Source organism: Marinimicrobium sp. UBA4209, assembly GCF_002381585.1.
Classification (GTDB): Bacteria; Pseudomonadota; Gammaproteobacteria; order Pseudomonadales; family Cellvibrionaceae; genus Marinimicrobium; species Marinimicrobium koreense.
Genome location: NZ_DFTP01000020.1, coordinates 43221 through 60038 on the forward strand (window position 1 = coordinate 43221; position 16818 = coordinate 60038).

Consider the following 16818-nt stretch of genomic DNA (forward strand, 5'->3'; position numbering starts at 1 on the left):
TGCCAATACCCCTGCTGAAACGTGGCCTGCTCGGCGTAGCTGGCCTGTTCGAGTTGCCGCTCGTCATTGAACCGGTAACGGGTGATACCGTGCAGTATTCCATTCGGTTGTACCGCGTTGAAATACAGAAACTCGTTGCCTTCACGATGCCAGAGACCGCGCTCGGTATTCAGGGCCCGCTGCCCGCCCAACGCGACCGCGCGCCGGCTTTCCGCCACCTGATCCGTGTAAGGCGTGACGTACTCACCCAACACCAACCCGATGGCGATAAACACAAACACCGGCTTGAGCACCAGCCATGTAATCCGGACCACCGACACACCGGCAGCCCGCATCACCACCAGCTCACTGGAGCTTGCCAACAGACCAAGGCCGGCCAGACAGCCGATCAGGCTGGCATAGGGAATGTATTCATAGATGCGCCCGGGCATGGTCAGTGCGATATAGATCAGCGCTTCGGACACATCATAGTCGGCGCGCAGGTCGGCCACTTCGTCGATAAACCCACCGATCAGGTCCAGTGACAGGACCACCAGCAACACCAGGGCAATGGCTGCGAATACGGTCCGGGCGATATAGCGACTGATCTTACGCATGTGCTGCCCTCCTTGACCGCCGCTTCTGACGCCCCAGCTTGAGGTTCTGCCAGCTCAGCATCAGTAACGCAATGGCCAGAAACACCCCATGCACCAGCCAGAAACCGGGCATCAAGGGGAAGCTGCCGGATTCCAACGCGCCACGCAAACCGCTCAGCGTCCCGAGGTACAACATGTACAGCACAATGGCTGGCAACATTTTGGCGTAGCGACCGCGACGCGGATCGGTGCGGCTGAACGGCACCGCCATCAGGGCCACCACCAATACCAGCACCGGCAGTGACAGCCGCCACTGCAGGGTGGTGCGTCGCTCCAGGTCCTCTGCCCCGATCAGCTCCGCCGTGCTCCAGGTGTCGGATTGACCGCGCATGCTCGCTTCGATGTTCGGTGGCTTCATGTGCTGGGCGAAAGTCTCGAACTCGGTCACCTCGTAGTCCGCTGCACCGGGCTGCCCTTCATAGCGGCGACCGTTATGCAAGTACAAGTAACGCTGCTCATACTCCGGATGCATGGCCTGCTCTGCATAATCGGCCACCAGAACTGAATGGCGCTCAGCTCCTGCTTCCCGGCCGCCCTGAGCCACAAACAGCGTCTGCAATCGGGTGCGATCATCGCTGACTTCGGTAATGTAGGCCATGGAGTTGGAGTCGCCCAGCGCCTGAAAGCGCCCGGGCTGGATGGTGTCGAACTCGCTGCGGGTTCGCTGCTCGGCCAGAATGGTTTCGGTGGCGCGGGCGCCAGTTGGGCTGACCCAGAGGCTGAGAAAACCCACCACCACAGAAAGCATGAAGGCGGGTATCAGGGTAATGACGACCAACTGCGCCTGACTGATACCACAGGCCGACAGTACGACCATCTCACTGTCGGTATAGAGCCGACCGTAGGCCAGCAGGATGGCGATAAAAAAGCCCAGCGGAATGATCAGCTCGAGAAAGCCTGGCAGGCGGTAACCCATGATGGAGAACAGCACATCCACCGCCAGCTCACCGGCGGCCGCATCGGCCAGGTATTTGACAAAGCGGCCACTCATGAAAATCAGCAGCAGTACGCTGCTGACCGCCAGAGTGGTCACCAGAATCTCACGATTGAGATAGCGAAAAATAATCACACACGCATCCCGTCTGTCGCTCAAGCGGTCACTCTCGCCATGAGCGACCGCGAAAAAAAGACCGGCAACCCGCCCGACACAATTTGCCCTGCGTCGCGGATCGCGTAAACTTGAGACATCAGCCTGCGGCCGATTCCGAGGGGAGGCATTATCCCCTACTCGACCGCATTTGTCTCGACCCCTAACGCAATGGAGTACCGCCATGCAAACCACGGCCAAAGTCGTCAACGCCCTTACCGACCGCAGTGACTGCCTGATTGTGACCGCTTTCGAAAATCAGCAGTGGTCTCCCGCCGCAGAGGCGCTGGAGAAGCAGGCCGGGCAGTTGGCCGCATTGTGCAAGCGCGACGGCTTCAAGGGCAAGGAGGGCGAAACGCTCCTGCTGCCCACACCGGAGGGAACGACGGCCAAACGCGTTCTGGTGCTCGGCCTGGGCAGTGCAGCCCCCAAGGCCGCCAGTTTCCAGCGCGCCCTGGGAAAAGCGGTGGAGGCACTGAAAACCACGCCGGCAAAATCCCTCACCCTGTGCCTCAACGGCGTGACCGTCGAGGACCGGGATCTGCGCTGGACGGCCCGTCAGGTGACCTACACGCTGGGGCTGAGCCAGTACCGGTTTACCCGCTGCAAAAGCCAGAAAGGTGAGGCCTCGCCCTTCGCACCCACCAAAGTGACACTCGGCTGCGCCAAAAAATCCCAGGCGGCGGAAATCAATGCCGGCCTGAGCGAAGGCGTCGCCCTGGCCAAGGGCACCAACTTCACCCGCGAGCTGGGTGACCTGCCCGGTAACATCTGCACTCCCAGTTACCTCGCCACCGAGGCGCGCAAGCTGGCGCGCAACCAGAAAAAGCTGAGTGTGAAAGTGCTCGATGAAAAACAGATGAAAGAGCTGGGCATGGGTTCGCTCCTGTCCGTCTCCGCTGGCAGCGACGAACCGGCCAAGCTGATTGTCATGGAATACAAGGGCGCCGCCAAAACCGAAGCGCCGGTGGCGCTGGTGGGTAAAGGCATCACTTTCGATACCGGCGGTATCAGCCTGAAGCCCGGCGCCGGTATGGACGAGATGAAATTCGACATGTGTGGCGCGGCCAGCGTGTTCGGCTGCATGCAGACGCTGATCGAGCTACAACCCAAACTCAACGTGGTAGCGGTGGTGGCCGCCGCCGAAAATATGCCCAGCGGTGGCGCCACCAAGCCCGGGGATATTGTCACTTCCATGTCGGGTCAGACCATTGAAGTGCTGAACACCGACGCCGAAGGCCGTCTGGTGCTGTGCGACGCACTCACTTACGTGGAGCGCTTCAAGCCCAAAGCCGTGGTGGACATCGCTACGCTTACCGGCGCTTGCGTCATCGCGCTGGGTAACCACGCCACCGGCCTGTACAGCAACCGGGACGAACTGGCGGAGGCCCTGCTCTCGGCCGGTGAAACGGCCGGCGATCGCGCCTGGCGTTTGCCCCTGTGGGATGAGTACCAGAAGCAGTTGGACAGCAATTTTGCCGATATGGCCAATATCGGTGGCCGCGAGGCGGGCAGTGTCACCGCCGCCTGTTTTCTGTCCCGTTTCACCGGCAAGTATGCCTGGGCGCACCTGGACATCGCCGGTACCGCCTGGCGCTCCGGTGCGGCCAAAGGCGCGACCGGTCGCCCGGTACCGCTGTTGATGCACTACCTGCTCAGTCAGGCCTCATGAACCGGATCGATTTCTACATTCTGCCGTCGGATGCGCCCGAGGCGCGGTGGCATTTTGTCGGTCGCCTGGCCGACAAGGCCGCGCGCCTCGGGCACCGGGTGCTGATTGCCGTCGACAACGCGGAACAGGCGCAAGCGCTGGACGAGCACCTGTGGGCGCAACCGGAGGACAGCTTTCTGCCCCATCGGCGCCTCGGGGATACCGACGCGCCAGCAGCGGCCGTGGAAATCACCGACTCCGAGCAATGCGGCGACCATCGCGATGTGCTGATCAACCTGCGTACCGCCGTGCCCTCCCACTTTGAACAGTTTGAACGACTGGCCGAAGTGGTGATTCAGGCGCCGGAGGTACTCAAAACCACCCGGGAGCACTTCAGTTTTTACAAGTCCCGGGGTTATCCTGTTCGCCACCAACAACTGTAATCGAGCGTACAGCCATGGCCGAGCGCAAAGGCGATACCAAAGATACGCTCCTGGATGAGCTGGAATCCATCAAGGGGCTACTGCAAGACGAAGATGATATTCCCATACTCAGCGAGGTGATCGAGGCCATCGAGCCGCTACCGGCGGATAGCCCCCGGCAGCCGTCGTTGTTTCAGGCTTCCAATTCACCCAGCACGCACTCGGCCAAACCCCGCCCGGCCAGCATTACCCGGGCCACGGGCGAAAACCCTTTCTTGCCCGAACATATCCGGGCCCGCCTGCACGGCAACCGGCCGCCGCCGCTGGTGGAGGAGCTCACGGCCAACCCGCCGGCTCAACCCCGGACCGAGCCCCCTACCGACCGCCCCCTATCCCGCGCGGCTCTGATTGAGGAAGTGGTGCAGGCCAGCCTGCCCGATATTGAGGCCCGCTTGCGGGCTCGGCTTTCCTCACTGACCGAAGAACAACTGCAAACCCTGATCGCGGACGACCACGCCCAAAGCACTGAAGGCCCGATTTAAAAGGCAAAAATACAAAAGGATAGTCACTATGGAAAACGCCGGACTCGCGATTGCCCTGATCGGGATCGTCGCTTTATTTTGCCAGTGGGCGGCCTGGCAGGCCCGATTGCCGGCGATTCTGTTTCTGCTGGTCACCGGCCTGATTCTGGGCCCGATCGGCGGCTGGCTGGACCCGGACGCGCTCTTTGGTGACCTGTTGTTCCCCTTGGTGTCACTCGCGGTCGCGGTGATTCTGTTTGAGGGCAGCCTGACCCTCAACTTCCGCGAACTCGGCAGTCTGAGCACGGTGGTGCGCCGTATGATCACCGTGGCCGCCCCCATCACATGGGCCGTCGTCGCGGTTACCACCCACTATCTGTTCGGCATTGGTTGGGACCTCAGCATTCTCTTCGGGGCGCTGATGGTGGTGACCGGCCCCACGGTCATCACGCCGCTACTGCGCAGCGTCCGGCCCTCCGAGCGGGTGGCCAATATTCTGCGTTGGGAAGGGATTGTAATCGACCCGGTGGGTGCCCTGCTGGTGGTTGTGATGTACGAGTTTATCGCCACTCAGAGCCAGGCGGCCGCTTTTGGCCACAGCGTACTGCTGTTTCTGGAAATCATTGTGGTCGGCATGGTAATCGGGCTGGCGGCCGGTTATCTGTTGGGTAAAATTCTGGCCCGTCAGTGGCTGCCGGAGTATCTGCACAACCTTGCCACGCTCAGCCTGGTATTCATGGTGTTTACCTTCTGCAATCACCTGGCACACGAGTCGGGTTTGCTGGGGGTCACGGTGATGGGCATGTGGCTCGGAAACCAGAAGGATGTGCGCATTCACAACATCCTCAACTTCAAGGAGAACCTGACCATTCTGTTCATTTCCGGGCTGTTCATCATCCTGGCCGCCCGCCTGCCCCAGGAACAGCTCATTGGTATTTTTACCCTGGCGCCACTGCTCCTGTTGCTGGTCATTCAATTTGTTGCACGGCCACTGTCGGTGGCTTTCGCCACCCTGGGCTCACCGGTCAACTGGCGCGAGCGCATTGTGCTCAGCTGGATCGCCCCGCGGGGTATTGTGGCGGCTGCAGTGTCCGCCCTGTTTGCCCTGCGCCTGGAGGAGCAGGGACACCCGGATGCGCACTGGCTGCTGCCTTTGACCTTCGCCATCATTCTCGGCACCGTGGTCTTCCAGAGTGCCACCGCCCGCCCTCTGGCCCGCGCCCTCAAGGCGGTGGAACCGGAGCCGCGGGGCGTGCTGATTCTCGGCGCCAACGCCGTGGCGCGAACCATCGGCAAAGCATTGATGGAGCAGAAGTTGCCAGTCATGGTGTGCGATTCCAACTGGGAAAATATCCGCACCGCCCGCATGGCGGGGCTGCGCACCTTTTACGGCAACCCCACCTCGGAATACGCCAGCCAGCGTCTGGAGCTGACCGGCATTGGGCAGTTGCTGGCCCTGTCACCACTGCGTGAACTGAACGTGATTGCCTGCATGCATTTTCGCAACGAGTTCGGGCGCGAGAACGTCTACACCATTCGCCACACGTCTGAAAATCACAAGGCGGAGAAGCATCACGTGGCCGACGACCTCAAAGGCGCTACCCTGTTCACCGAGCGCGCCACTTACGCCAAGCTCGCCAGCCTGATTGGCGAGGGCGCTGAAGTTCGGGTTACCCGGCTGACCGAAGATTTCACCTTCGAGGCCTTCAAGAAGAGTAAAACCCGCGGTACTTTGCTGCTGTTCAGCATCAGTGAAGATGGGGACTTGCGCCCCTTTGTGGCGGGACGGGAGGAAACACCAGAGAGTGGCTCAGTGTTGCTGAGCCTGGTACCGGCGGACCAGTCTTCGAAAGAGGTGCCGGTGCCTGAGACGGACACGCCGCCCGAGTCGCCTTCGTTACCGGACTGACCGCGATACCGGGGAGGTTTACCTCCCCTTCCCCAGCCACTGTTCCAGGTGACTCTGAAGCGCTTCATAGCGCAGAGGCTTGCTGATGTGATCATCCATACCCGCCGCGCGGCAGCGGTCCTGGTCTTCGTCGGCGGTGAATGAAGTCATGGCAACGATCGGCAGGTGTCGGCCACCGTCATCCGCCTCCGCCTCCCGGATACGCTCGGTGGCCGCTATCCCGTCCAGCTCCGGCATGTCGCAGTCCATCAATACCAGATCAAACTTTTCTTTGCCGATGGCCGACAAGGCCTCTTTGCCATTGCTCGCCACATGGACCTGGCAACCCAATTTTTTGAGCATGCCGGATACCACCATCTGACTGACCCGCTGGTCTTCCACCAACAGGACGCGGCGCCCCGCCACCGGATTGATGCCATCGTCTTCCTCTTCGGCCAACAGCGCCTCGGAGGTATCGTGGCTCAGCAGCCGGTGTACCAGCGTTTCGTACAGCTTGCGGTGCATGATGGGTTTTTCGATACAACTCACCTGCGGATACTCGTGCAAGTGGTTCTTGGTTTCGTCGCTGTCTCGCTGCAGGAGACTCATCGCAATGATCTGGGCCAGACCGCTCAGGGCCGGCTCGGTGGCAATACTCCGAGACAGGACCAGGCCATCGAAGCTGTCGAGCTTGTTGTAGATCAGTACCAGGTCTTCAAGCTGCTCGCTCTGTGCGCTGGCTTTCAACTGCTTGATCGCCTGGGTGTGACCATACACCCGGGTGGATTTCATGCCCCAGCGCGCAAGCTGGTCCACGAGATCCAGCGCCACCACTTCCGGAATATCCACCAGCAGGATTCGCTTGCCGCGCAGGCGCTGTTCCTGCTGGCCAACATCCTGATAGGCCACCACGTCCAACTGCACATTGATGACAATGCGCTTGCCGGACTCCCGGTTCTCCACCAGATTGACACTGCCGCCCATGCATTCGGCCAGGCCTTTACAGATGGACAGACCGATACCGCGCAGATTCTGATCGGAGCGCTCGTCAGTGTCCTCATCATGTGCGGTCCGGGAGGCATCACTGATCACCAGCTGCAGCTCACCGGATTCATTCTCACCGGGGTGAAACACTGCCTCCACGAAGATCTGTGCCATACCCGAATGCTTGACCGCATAGGTCATCAGGGTGCCGAAAATCTGCCCCAAACGGGTGGCATCGCCCTCGACTCGCCGGGGCAGTTCCTGGTCAAACACGTAGTTCAGCTCAATCCCCTGCTGGTGGGCTTCCAGAGCAAAGTCCTGAACCAGCTTTTCCAACAGGCGGCGTAGATTGAACGGCACTTTTTCCAGCTCGAGAGATTTGGTGGTGATCTTGGAGAAGTCCACCACATTGTTCACCAGATCCAGTTGTCGTTCGGCCGCCTTGCTGGCGAGCAACAACAACTCCCGATGGCGCTCAGACATCTGCTCATCGTCTACCAGAGCCAGAGTGCCCAGAATGTCGTTGAGCGAGGAGCGAAACTCCTGCCCCAGGTTGACCAGAAATTCGTTCTTCAGCTCGATGGCCGCTTTGGAGCTGCGCTGCTCGAATTCCAGCCCTTTGGCCCGCTCGCGCAGCGCGTAGTTGGCCTCCAGTCGCTCCCAATAAGTATTGGAGGTCACTTTGGCCTGGTGACTCAGCATGGTGTAAAACACCAGCATGATACTGCCGTACAGGTAACCCTCGACGCTGAACAAGAACACCGCCGTCAGGGCCGCGGGCACCTGGCCAATGAACAGGTAGGTGGTCAGGAAACGCCGATAGGGTGCGAACACGTTGGCCACACTGGAGTAGAACACCACAGAGTAGAGCCACATGATCAGGGTTTCATCCCGCATCCCGATCAGCCAGGTCAGGCTGACCAGGATAAAGGCCCACCAACCGGCGCCGAGAAACGACGCGAAGAAATACTGATTGCGCCAGCGCGCCGGCGCCCGGGCGTAGAGGGTGTCAAAGCGGAACAGGTAATAAGCGCGCAGCAAGGTCACCAGCAGCAGGCCGACGATCAGGACAATCGACAGGTTCTGGTAGTTCTGGAAAAAGTCACCAAACACCAGACAGGAGACCGCGACGATAAAGTTGAGCACCAGCCCGCGACGGCTGTACTTGGCGACCCGGGCATCGGTGTCGCGCATGATCTGACGGTCTTTCTGGACTTTGGAGGTGGGAACGAACAGTTGCAGCATGCGCGACCTTCCCGAACGATATTATGGATTGATGACTTCAACCAGAATGGTCTTGATCAGAAAACCGGCCAACCCGAGTGCCAGGGCCAGGAACAGGATGAAGGTACCGAACCGTCCTGCTTTGGACTCTTTGGCCAGGTCCCAGACGATAAACAGCATGAACAGAATCAGGCCACCAATTCCCAGGACCAGTGACCAACTTTCAAACTGCTCAATCGTCATACCTGAAAACACCTCAAATGACCGATCTTTCGACAGCCGACATTGTATAAAAAAAACGCCGGCACCGATAGCAAAGGCTTGCAAGCACCACCGTAGGAACTACACTCAATAAGCCTGTTCGGGGCGAATGGCCGCTTTTGCAGGCCAGTTCACACAAACCGACGGAACGCTTGTGGTTCAGCGTCGTCACACTGTCCGGGAGCGCAATGGCGCGCTTTCGGGTAACACCACGTCCAACTAGAACCCATTCACAGGAGTTGATGCTATGAAAACGCTTATCTGGCTCACCAGTCTGACCCTGATGGCCGCAGTGGCTACCGGCTGCTCACAGGAAGAAGCCGACAATACCGTGGAAGAAGCGGCCGAGGAAACCCGCGAAGCCTGGGACGAAACCAAGGAAGCGACCGGCGACGCCTGGGAAGCAACCAAGGAGAAGGCTGACGAGGCGGGAGACGCAATTCGCGAAGGTGCGGACGAAGCCGGTGACACCATGCAGGAAGGCTGGGAAACCACCAAGGAAAAGAGCCGTGAAGCGGCAGATGAAATGCGCGACACCATGGATGGCGACAACGAGTAACAGGCCGGATCCCAGCCCCGCCGAGCCCATCAGGACAGGCGGGTCTTGAAATCCTCGTAGCCGAACTGACGCACCACTTCCAGCTCATCCGTGCGGGAGTCCCACAAGGCGATTGATGGCAACGGAATGCCATTGAAGGTGGTGGTCTTCACCATGGTGTAGTGCGACATATCGTCAAACAGCAATCGCTGCCCTACCCTGAGCGGCTCGGCGAAGCTGTAATCCCCCATCACATCCCCCGCCAGGCAGGTCATGCCGCCCAGCCGATAGGTATGGGCCAACTCGCCGGGCTCTCCGGCACTCCAGATATCCGCGCGATAGGGCATTTCCAGAGTGTCCGGCATATGGCAGGTTGCCGAGGTGTCCAGAATGGCCTGGTCCAGCTGATTCCAGGTGATGTCCAGAACCTCGGCTACCAACACACCGGTGTGGATTGCCACGGCTTCGCCGGGCTCGAGATAGACCTGCACATCGTGACGACGACTGAAGTCCTTGATCAGCTCAATCAGGGCGTCCACCTGATAACCCGGCTGGGTAATATGATGGCCACCGCCGAAGTTCACCCACTCCATCTGCTCCAACCAGGGGCCAAACTTTTCCTCAACCGCTTTGACCGTGCGTTCCAGCGGCGGCACATCCTGCTCGCAGAGGGTGTGAAAGTGCAGACCGGAAATACCCTCAAGCAGCTCCGACTCAAACCGACTGGCCGGAACCCCCATGCGGGAACCCGGGGCACAGGGATCGTACAAGGGGACTTCTCCCTCCGAGTGTTCCGGATTGATCCGCAGACCAAAACGCAACTGCGGGCGACGCTGCTGGGCGGCCAGGGCGAGATCGCGGAACCGGCGCCACTGGCTGAAGGAGTTGAACACCACATGATCGGAGAGCTCGAGGATTTCCTTCAGATCCGACTCCCGGAACGCCGCCGAGTAGGTGTGCACCTCACCGCCGTAGTATTCCCGCCCCAGGCGCGCTTCGTGCAGGCCACTGGCGCAGGTGCCGGACAGGTAGCGGGCGGTCAGGTCCCCCAGGCGCCAACAGGAGAACGCCTTGAGCGCCGCCAGCACCTTGGCCCCACTCTCGCGTTGCACACGATTGAGGAGCTTCAGGTTCTCCTCCACCGCAGCGACATCCACCACGAAACAGGGGGATGGAACGCGCTGGGGATCAAAGTCTTTGAACGACGCCGTCATCAGTCTTCCATGCCGGTTTTCTGGGTGACTTCTTCCACCTGCCAGGGCAAACCGTACTGGTTCAGATCCTCCATAAACGGATCCGGATCCAGTTGCTCCATGTTCCACACCCCGTCTTTCATCCATTTACCTTCCAGCATCATCTTGGCGCCGATCATGGCGGGCACACCGGTGGTGTAGGAAATGGCCTGGGACTTCACTTCCGCGTAGCAGGCTTCGTGATCACAGATGTTGTAGATGTAGACGGTCTTGGGCTTGCCATCTTTCATTCCCTGCGCCAGACAGCCGATGCAGGTTTTGCCCTTGGTACGTGGGCCGAGGCTGGCCGGGTCCGGCAGCAGGGCCTTCAAGAACTGCAGAGGAATGATTTCCTTGCCCTCGAAGTTGACCGGCTCAATGGAAGTCATGCCGACGTTCTCGAGCACCTCCAGGTGTTTGAGGTAGTTGTCGGAAAAGGTCATCCAGAAGCGGGCCCGCTTGATTTCCGGGAAGTGCTTGGTGATGGACTCCAGCTCTTCGTGGTACATCAGGTAGCAGTTTTTCGGTCCGATGCCATGAGGGAAATCAAAGGAGCGCTTTTCGCTCAGCGGGTCGGTTTCCTTCCAGCCACCATTTTCCCAGTAACGCCCCTTGGCGGTCACTTCCCGGATGTTGATTTCCGGGTTGAAGTTGGTGGCAAAGGGGTGACCGTGATCGCCCGCATTGCAGTCGATGATATCCAGGGTGTGAATCTCATCCAGATGATGCTTTTTGATATAGGCGGTATAGACGTTGGTCACACCCGGGTCGAACCCCGAGCCCAGCAGCGCCATTTTGCCCGCTTTGACGAATTTTTCCTGATAGGCCCACTGCCAGCTGTACTCGAACTTGGCTTCGCCCGGTGGCTCGTAGTTAGCGGTGTCCAGGTAGTGCACACCGGCTTCCAGGCAGGCGTCCATGATGGTCAGATCCTGGTACGGCAGGGCCACGTTGATCACCAGGTCCGGCTTTTCCTGCTCAAGCAGCGCCACCAATTCAGGGACATTGTCCGCATCCACCTGGGCGGTTTTGATCGGCCGATCAAGCTGCTCGGCAATGGCCTTGCACTTGGCTTCAGTGCGGCTGGCGAGCACGATCTCTTCAAACACTTCGGGGACCTGGGCGCATTTGTGGGTAACCACGCCGCCGACGCCACCGGCGCCAATGATGAGTACTTTTGCCATAGTGTTGGCTCCTTTAAACCAGACTTTAATTGGTTGCGACAGTGAGTTGGGTGGTTGCGTTTAGTTTGGTTACGGCGGATGCGCTTCGCTTATCCGCCCTACGCAGACTATTCGGTGTACGTGAAACTCTGTAACGGCGGATGCGCTTCGCTCCGAATCGTCGGACCGATCCGCCCTACGCAAATATCCAGGTGGACATCAAATAATCTATTAGGGGTCGACGTAGGCCCAGACAAATTTTTCGGGGTTCAGTTGCGTTTCTCCGTCGAAACGGTAGGCCACCAGTCGGCCGAACTTGACCGCGCTGTAGTCCAGGCAGCCAATGTTGGATGCTATCGGTTCCGGGTGGCCTTTGAGCCAGTAGTGGCCGACGAATACGGGCTTTTCATCCGCGCCATAGGTTACCATCTGTTGCCGGTGCTCGGGGCTGATCCGCTGCTGACCGAAACCCACCGGGAGCGGATCGGGCTGGAATAACAGCTCTTCGTAGGTCTGCGCGTCCGGCGCCCAGAATTTGGTCCGAAAATGGGTTCGCTCGACCCCGTCGCTGGAAACAATGGTCATGCCTTTGGGCAAAGGCAGGTCGACACCGCTGGTGAGGCGCTGTTTGATGCGCGCGGCGTCGCTGCCCGGAATGGCGGTTTCCTGCAGAAAAGCGTCATCGAACCGGCCATCACCAAAGCGGGCCCGGTGGCGGGCGATCAACTCGGCGTCCCAACAGGCGTGTACCACCCGGAACTCCGGCCACTCGAGAAACAGCGGCAGGCGGCGGAACCATTCCAGGTAGTGGTTCCACTCCTCCGGGTAGTCGGCAAACTGCTCCAGGGTTTCGGCCAGTTGTCGGGTGTTGCGGGGCGTGTGGGGGCGCAGGTAGTCGGCCGGGGCCTCCCCAGCGGATCCGGCTTTGGGCGTACAGTAGGCCAGCGCGTTGAACTCGTGATTGCCCAATACCATGCGAGCGGCGCCGGCGGTCACCATGGCGCGCACCAACTGGAGCGCCTCGCGGATTCTCGGCCCTCGATCAATGATATCGCCGACGAAAATCGCCTGGCGGGTGTGATGGTAGTAGCCGCTTGGGCCTTGCCGGTAGCCAAGCTTGTGCAAAAGCCGCTCGAGGGTCTCGGCGCAGCCATGCACGTCGCCGATTACATCATAGCCCTGCCAATCTCCCGATAAACCTGCATCAAACGACTCTGACCCCATTGATACCTCAATCCAGCAAGTGTCCACCCCACCCCAGTTTGGAGCGACAGCGTTCGTAGAAGTTGTGGTTGACCGGGTGAATCAATTTGAGCAGTTGCGGTTTCTTGCGAATCAGCACTTCATCGCCCGGATGGGTCATAAAGTGTATCTGACCGTCACAGGTGACCTGAGGGTTGGTGTTGTTGTGCTCACCAACCAGAATTTTGATTTCGCTGTCTCCGGGCACCACCATCGGTCGGCTGCTGAGCGTGTGCGGGTTCATGGGCACCAGGCCAATGGCGTCCAGGCGCGGGTGCAGAATGGGGCCGCCGCCGCTCAACGCATAGGCAGTGGAGCCGGTGGGTGTGGAGACGATCATGCCGTCGGAGCGCTGGCTGGTGACGAAGTGGCCATCCACATAGAGCTCGAACTCCAACATCCGGATAAACTCGCCCGGGTGCAGCACCACATCATTGAGGGCATCCCCGGCGCTGACCAACTGGCCCCGGTGATAGACGCTCATATCCAGCAGAAAGCGCTGTTCTTCAACGTACTCACCGGCGAGCACTTCGCCCACTTTCTCTTCAATATCTTCCGGGGTGATATCGGTCAGGAAGCCCAGACGACCCCGGTTGACTCCCAGCAAGGGAACGCCGCTTTCAACCAGTGCCCGCGCGCCGCTGAGCATGCTGCCGTCGCCACCGACCACGATCACCAGATCGCAGTGGGCACCCAGCACTTCCAGGGAGACGGTGTGGGTCGCATCCTTGACCAACTCCTGATCCGGCAGGTGCTCGGCGGTTTCCTGCTCGAGCACAAAAGCCCGCCCCCGACTCTGCAGGAAGCGGATCAGGCGCTTCAGGGAATACAGTGCCCGATCGCTGTTGCGGCGCACTATCAGGCCGATGGTGGTGAATTCGGACATTCGGATTCTCTCGTCGCGATGATCTGTTATTGGTATTTGGGCGCCACATGGGTGCGCCACAGTTGAGCACTCGATGGACTCGGGAGGGCTCGCGGGGCTGCCGAGTGGTGCCGCTCAGCGCTTCAGATGGGTTCCCGACACGCCCTGCCCTCTTTTAACACATAAGGGGCCGGGTCTTCGAACTGTTCCGCCCATTGAGGGTCGCCAAACAGTGCGGGAGCGTCATTGAGGGCCTGGGCGCGATACCCCTGTTGACGCAGCAGGTGGGCCGTCGCCCGGCTACGGCGACCGGTGTCGCAGTAGCACAGGTATTCCACATCCTCGGCCAGCAGACGGGATTTGATGGCCAGCAGGCTCAGAGGGATATTGACCGCCTGGGAAAGGTGTTGCGCGCTGTACTCCTCTTCGCTTCGGGTATCCACCAAAACAGCGCCTCGAGCGCGTGCCTCGGGCAAGGTGGCCAGCGGTACCGTGGGGACCTCAGGGGCCTTGAGCAGCCGGTAGAAATCCTGCTTGTCCAGCACCATCAGCACGCCGTCGCTGAGCATACGGACCCGGGCGTTACGCGGGGCATCGTTCACCAGAGCGTCTTCCCCGAAGCAGCGTCCCGGGCCGATGTCAGCCAGGTGCGTCCAGCCTCCTTCGCCGTGACGATGAACCTCCGCCTCCCCTTCCTTGATGAAATAACAACAGTCACCGATTTCACCCTGGCGGATGATGGTTTCACCGGTATGGACCACCCGGGGTTTCAAGCGGTAGAAGATCTGCTCGACATTCAGCGGCGGAACCTTGAAGAACAGGTTGGAGCGCAACACCGTGGTCATCCACTCGATGTCTTCGTCCAAATCCCGCTCGCGGGAGATGTTCAGTTGCAGGTAGTCCGATACCTGGCTCCAGGTCAGCAGTTGGTCCAGGCGCTCGCTGTCGATGCGCAGGATACTGCAGTCTGTCTCGGCAACCGCCGTCACCGGCCGGGGCTGCTGGTGGGCCAGCGGCATGAGGGTGGAACGCCCCTTGATGCGGGTTTCCGCGCCCTGCCGGTCGGTCAAGAGGATATCACCGTGCAGCAGATAGAGGTGCTGACGGTCGTATTCTCCGGCACGAAACAGGGTTTGCCCGGCAAATACCACTTCCGCCTGGCTGTGTGAGAGCAGGTCCCGGAGGTGGCTTTCGCTCATGTCTTTGAGCGGCACCAGGGTGCGGGTCAGAGAGAGATCAAAAGCCGGATCGGAGGTCGGCGTCTGAGGCTGCGATGACAGCATAGGTCATTCCTTACCGATTTCGCATGATTCGCTGAGCGAGTGGAATTGAGCGTTATTGTGCGCCGTTTTCCCTACTGTGCCAAGCGCTGACCCACCACCATCTGGTGTGCTGCACAGCGATCGCTTTCGCCGGGATGAAAGTCCGCCGGGCGGGCGACCTGGGCCACGGCCTTGCCACAGCGGTGGCCGGCGTCATCTTTGGCGGTACAGACCGGCTCTCGGGAGTGCGCCAGCCACTCCTTGTACAGCGCCGGCACCACACCGGCGGCCCGGGCCGCAAAGGTATCCGGATCGTCGAGGTACGCGGCCATTTCGCTGGCGGGCACGGTAAGCTGACCGACTCCCGGATGGAACGCCACAAAGCTGATGCCGGCCCGATCCAGCCGGTCGAGCAACTGCCCGCCGCCCTGCTCCAGCAGGCTCTGGTTTTCCTGGCGCAGGCGGGCAATTTCCTCTTTGAAGTTATTTTCCTGCTGATGGCGGTAGAACAGCTCCATTTCGCGCATCCCCAGGCGCTCTTCCAGCTCGGCGGTAGCGTTCTGAACACGGGCTTCAAGCTCCATCTCATAGTTTTCCTGCAGCGTCTGAAGCTGCAGGTTTTCATCTGCGTGGGCGGCCTTGAGCTTGTGGCTGAAATACTCCCGCATACCCTCGATTTTCTGGACCTGGGCATCAAAGTTCTCTTTCAACGTCTCCAGGCGCTGGGTCAGCTCGCCATTTTGCTCCTGCAATTGGCGAACCTTGTCCCGATAGGCCTGCAGCCGCTGCTGGTGTTCCTGATTGAGCCCATCAATTTTGCGCGCATGACGATTATTCAGTGTGGTGATACGAAGCCGCTGCTCCTTGAGCATCCGGGCCAGGCGGTCGCGCATCTCCTGGGAGTAGTGCTCGTGCAGTGCCTTTCTGAGTTTCTGGGCTTCACGGGGCGCGATGGACTCCTCGTCCTTCGTTTCCTCCGGCTCCGGTTCGTATTTCACCAAGCCCAGGCGATTGCGGGCCACGGATTTACGCAGCAAGACAAAACTGTTTCGCCCCGGCTCCATCTGCGGGTCCCACAGATACTGCTGCTGCCAGGCCACTGGACACTGGCTGAAGCACACCAGACGAATCGGCCCGGCACCGAGATCCGGCCCGCGGGAGGCCTGCTCGACCAACTGCTGCAGCGGCAGATTCCAGCGATTATCCACCATCCCCCGGCCATCGAAGGCGATGACGAAGAATACCAGGGCACTGATCTGTAGCTGGGGGTTGATGGTCAGATAGGCGGCTTTGGCGGTCTGGCCCGCGTAGTCGGGCACCGGCACAAAACCGTCCAGTATTGCCTCGAACTCGGTGTAAAGCATCTCCCGGGCAACCTGATCACCAGAGAAAAAGAACACCGCTTCGGTGTGTTCCGAGTTGGAATGGGCCATAGGCAAACCGGGCATCGATGACAGGGACACTACTGACAGTTAACGTCAAAATCCGCCAACACTCAAGTTGACAGGCGCATTATGCCCGCCAATTGGCAATGACTCTGTGATGTGGTCGGCAGATTAATCGGCCCGGACGGGCTCGATGAGGGAGGGATTAAAGGTCGGAATAGTCTTCTGCACCGTCATCATCGGTGTAGTCAAAGCTGTAGTCCAGCAGGTCTTCTACGTAGTCTTCCACAATCGTATCCTCTTTCGTTCGCGGCGCCTGTTCAATGGTGGAGTCCTTTCCATGCGCCGATCCGTCAGGGTTAGAGTACGATCGGGGTGTGACAGTTTCGTGATTGTGGGGATTTTTTTTGGGGCGGGTTTGGGGGTGTATTGAGTTCCCGAACGGGATTCACTCTTTG

The 16818-nt window shown here is 59.9% G+C and carries 15 protein-coding genes; 5 read left to right on the forward strand and 10 right to left on the reverse strand.

Features of this window, described 5'->3' with window-relative positions; all coding sequences use genetic code 11:
* The coding region (locus B3187_RS03400) for an LptF/LptG family permease (RefSeq protein WP_286804581.1) at window positions 1–596 on the reverse strand (596 nt) is incomplete at its 3' end.
* The gene (gene lptF, locus B3187_RS03405) at window positions 589–1704 is read right to left on the reverse strand and encodes an LPS export ABC transporter permease LptF (protein ID WP_286804582.1); all 1116 of its coding nucleotides are present in this window, start codon (window positions 1702–1704) and stop codon (window positions 589–591) included. The genes lptF and B3187_RS03400, both read right to left, overlap by 8 nt.
* 202 nt (window positions 1705–1906) lie before the next feature.
* Between lptF and B3187_RS03410 the strand changes: the two genes are divergently transcribed.
* The 4 genes from B3187_RS03410 to B3187_RS03425 are packed head-to-tail and all read left to right on the forward strand — an operon-like array spanning window position 1907 to window position 6225.
* Entirely contained in the window at window positions 1907–3394 is a 1488-nt protein-coding gene (locus B3187_RS03410; RefSeq protein ID WP_024459820.1) for a leucyl aminopeptidase, read from the forward strand.
* Window positions 3391–3816: a DNA polymerase III subunit chi gene (locus tag B3187_RS03415; protein ID WP_123637084.1), complete on the forward strand. Its 426-nt coding sequence runs from the start codon at window positions 3391–3393 to the stop codon at window positions 3814–3816. The genes B3187_RS03410 and B3187_RS03415 overlap by 4 nt, the downstream gene beginning before the upstream one ends.
* Window positions 3817–3830: 14 nt before the next feature.
* Entirely contained in the window at window positions 3831–4337 is a 507-nt protein-coding gene (locus B3187_RS03420; RefSeq protein WP_286804583.1) for a hypothetical protein, read from the forward strand.
* 28 nt (window positions 4338–4365) lie between these two features.
* Window positions 4366–6225, forward strand: coding sequence for a cation:proton antiporter (locus B3187_RS03425; protein ID WP_286804584.1), 1860 nt, complete (start codon window positions 4366–4368; stop codon window positions 6223–6225).
* Window positions 6226–6243: 18 nt separating this feature from the next.
* Here the strand turns inward: B3187_RS03425 and B3187_RS03430 are convergent, their stop codons facing one another.
* The gene (locus B3187_RS03430; RefSeq protein ID WP_286804585.1) at window positions 6244–8433 is read right to left on the reverse strand and encodes a response regulator; all 2190 of its coding nucleotides are present in this window, start codon (window positions 8431–8433) and stop codon (window positions 6244–6246) included.
* 21 nt (window positions 8434–8454) lie between these two features.
* Window positions 8455–8655, reverse strand: a complete 201-nt coding sequence (locus tag B3187_RS03435) for a DUF2788 domain-containing protein (protein ID WP_024459815.1) — start codon at window positions 8653–8655, stop codon at window positions 8455–8457.
* A gap of 265 nt (window positions 8656–8920) precedes the next feature.
* Between B3187_RS03435 and B3187_RS03440 the strand changes: the two genes are divergently transcribed.
* Complete coding sequence (locus tag B3187_RS03440) at window positions 8921–9232, forward strand: hypothetical protein (RefSeq protein ID WP_286804586.1); 312 nt, start codon at window positions 8921–8923, stop codon at window positions 9230–9232.
* Window positions 9233–9261: 29 nt separating this feature from the next.
* Here B3187_RS03440 and nspC read toward each other — a convergent pair whose 3' ends face one another.
* The 6 genes from nspC to B3187_RS03470 all read right to left on the reverse strand — a co-directional run bounded on the left by nspC (window position 9262) and on the right by B3187_RS03470 (window position 16408).
* Entirely contained in the window at window positions 9262–10425 is a 1164-nt protein-coding gene (gene nspC / locus B3187_RS03445) for a carboxynorspermidine decarboxylase (protein WP_286804587.1), read from the reverse strand.
* Window positions 10425–11627 carry a saccharopine dehydrogenase family protein gene (locus tag B3187_RS03450; RefSeq protein WP_286804588.1) on the reverse strand — a complete coding sequence of 401 codons (1203 nt, stop codon included), beginning with the start codon at window positions 11625–11627 and terminating at the stop codon, window positions 10425–10427. Before B3187_RS03450 ends, nspC begins: the two co-directional genes overlap by 1 nt.
* Window positions 11628–11837: 210 nt before the next feature.
* A complete protein-coding gene (locus B3187_RS03455) occupies window positions 11838–12830 on the reverse strand; it encodes a metallophosphoesterase (RefSeq protein ID WP_286804589.1) in 993 nt (330 codons plus the stop codon).
* 7 nt (window positions 12831–12837) lie between these two features.
* Complete coding sequence (locus B3187_RS03460) at window positions 12838–13734, reverse strand: NAD(+) kinase (protein ID WP_024460033.1); 897 nt, start codon at window positions 13732–13734, stop codon at window positions 12838–12840.
* A 122-nt stretch (window positions 13735–13856) separates the two neighbouring features.
* A complete protein-coding gene (locus tag B3187_RS03465) occupies window positions 13857–14996 on the reverse strand; it encodes a cyclic nucleotide-binding domain-containing protein (protein WP_286804590.1) in 1140 nt (379 codons plus the stop codon).
* Between the two features lie 71 nt (window positions 14997–15067).
* Window positions 15068–16408, reverse strand: coding sequence for a hypothetical protein (locus B3187_RS03470; RefSeq protein ID WP_286804591.1), 1341 nt, complete (start codon window positions 16406–16408; stop codon window positions 15068–15070).
* Window positions 16409–16818: the final 410 nt, after the last annotated feature.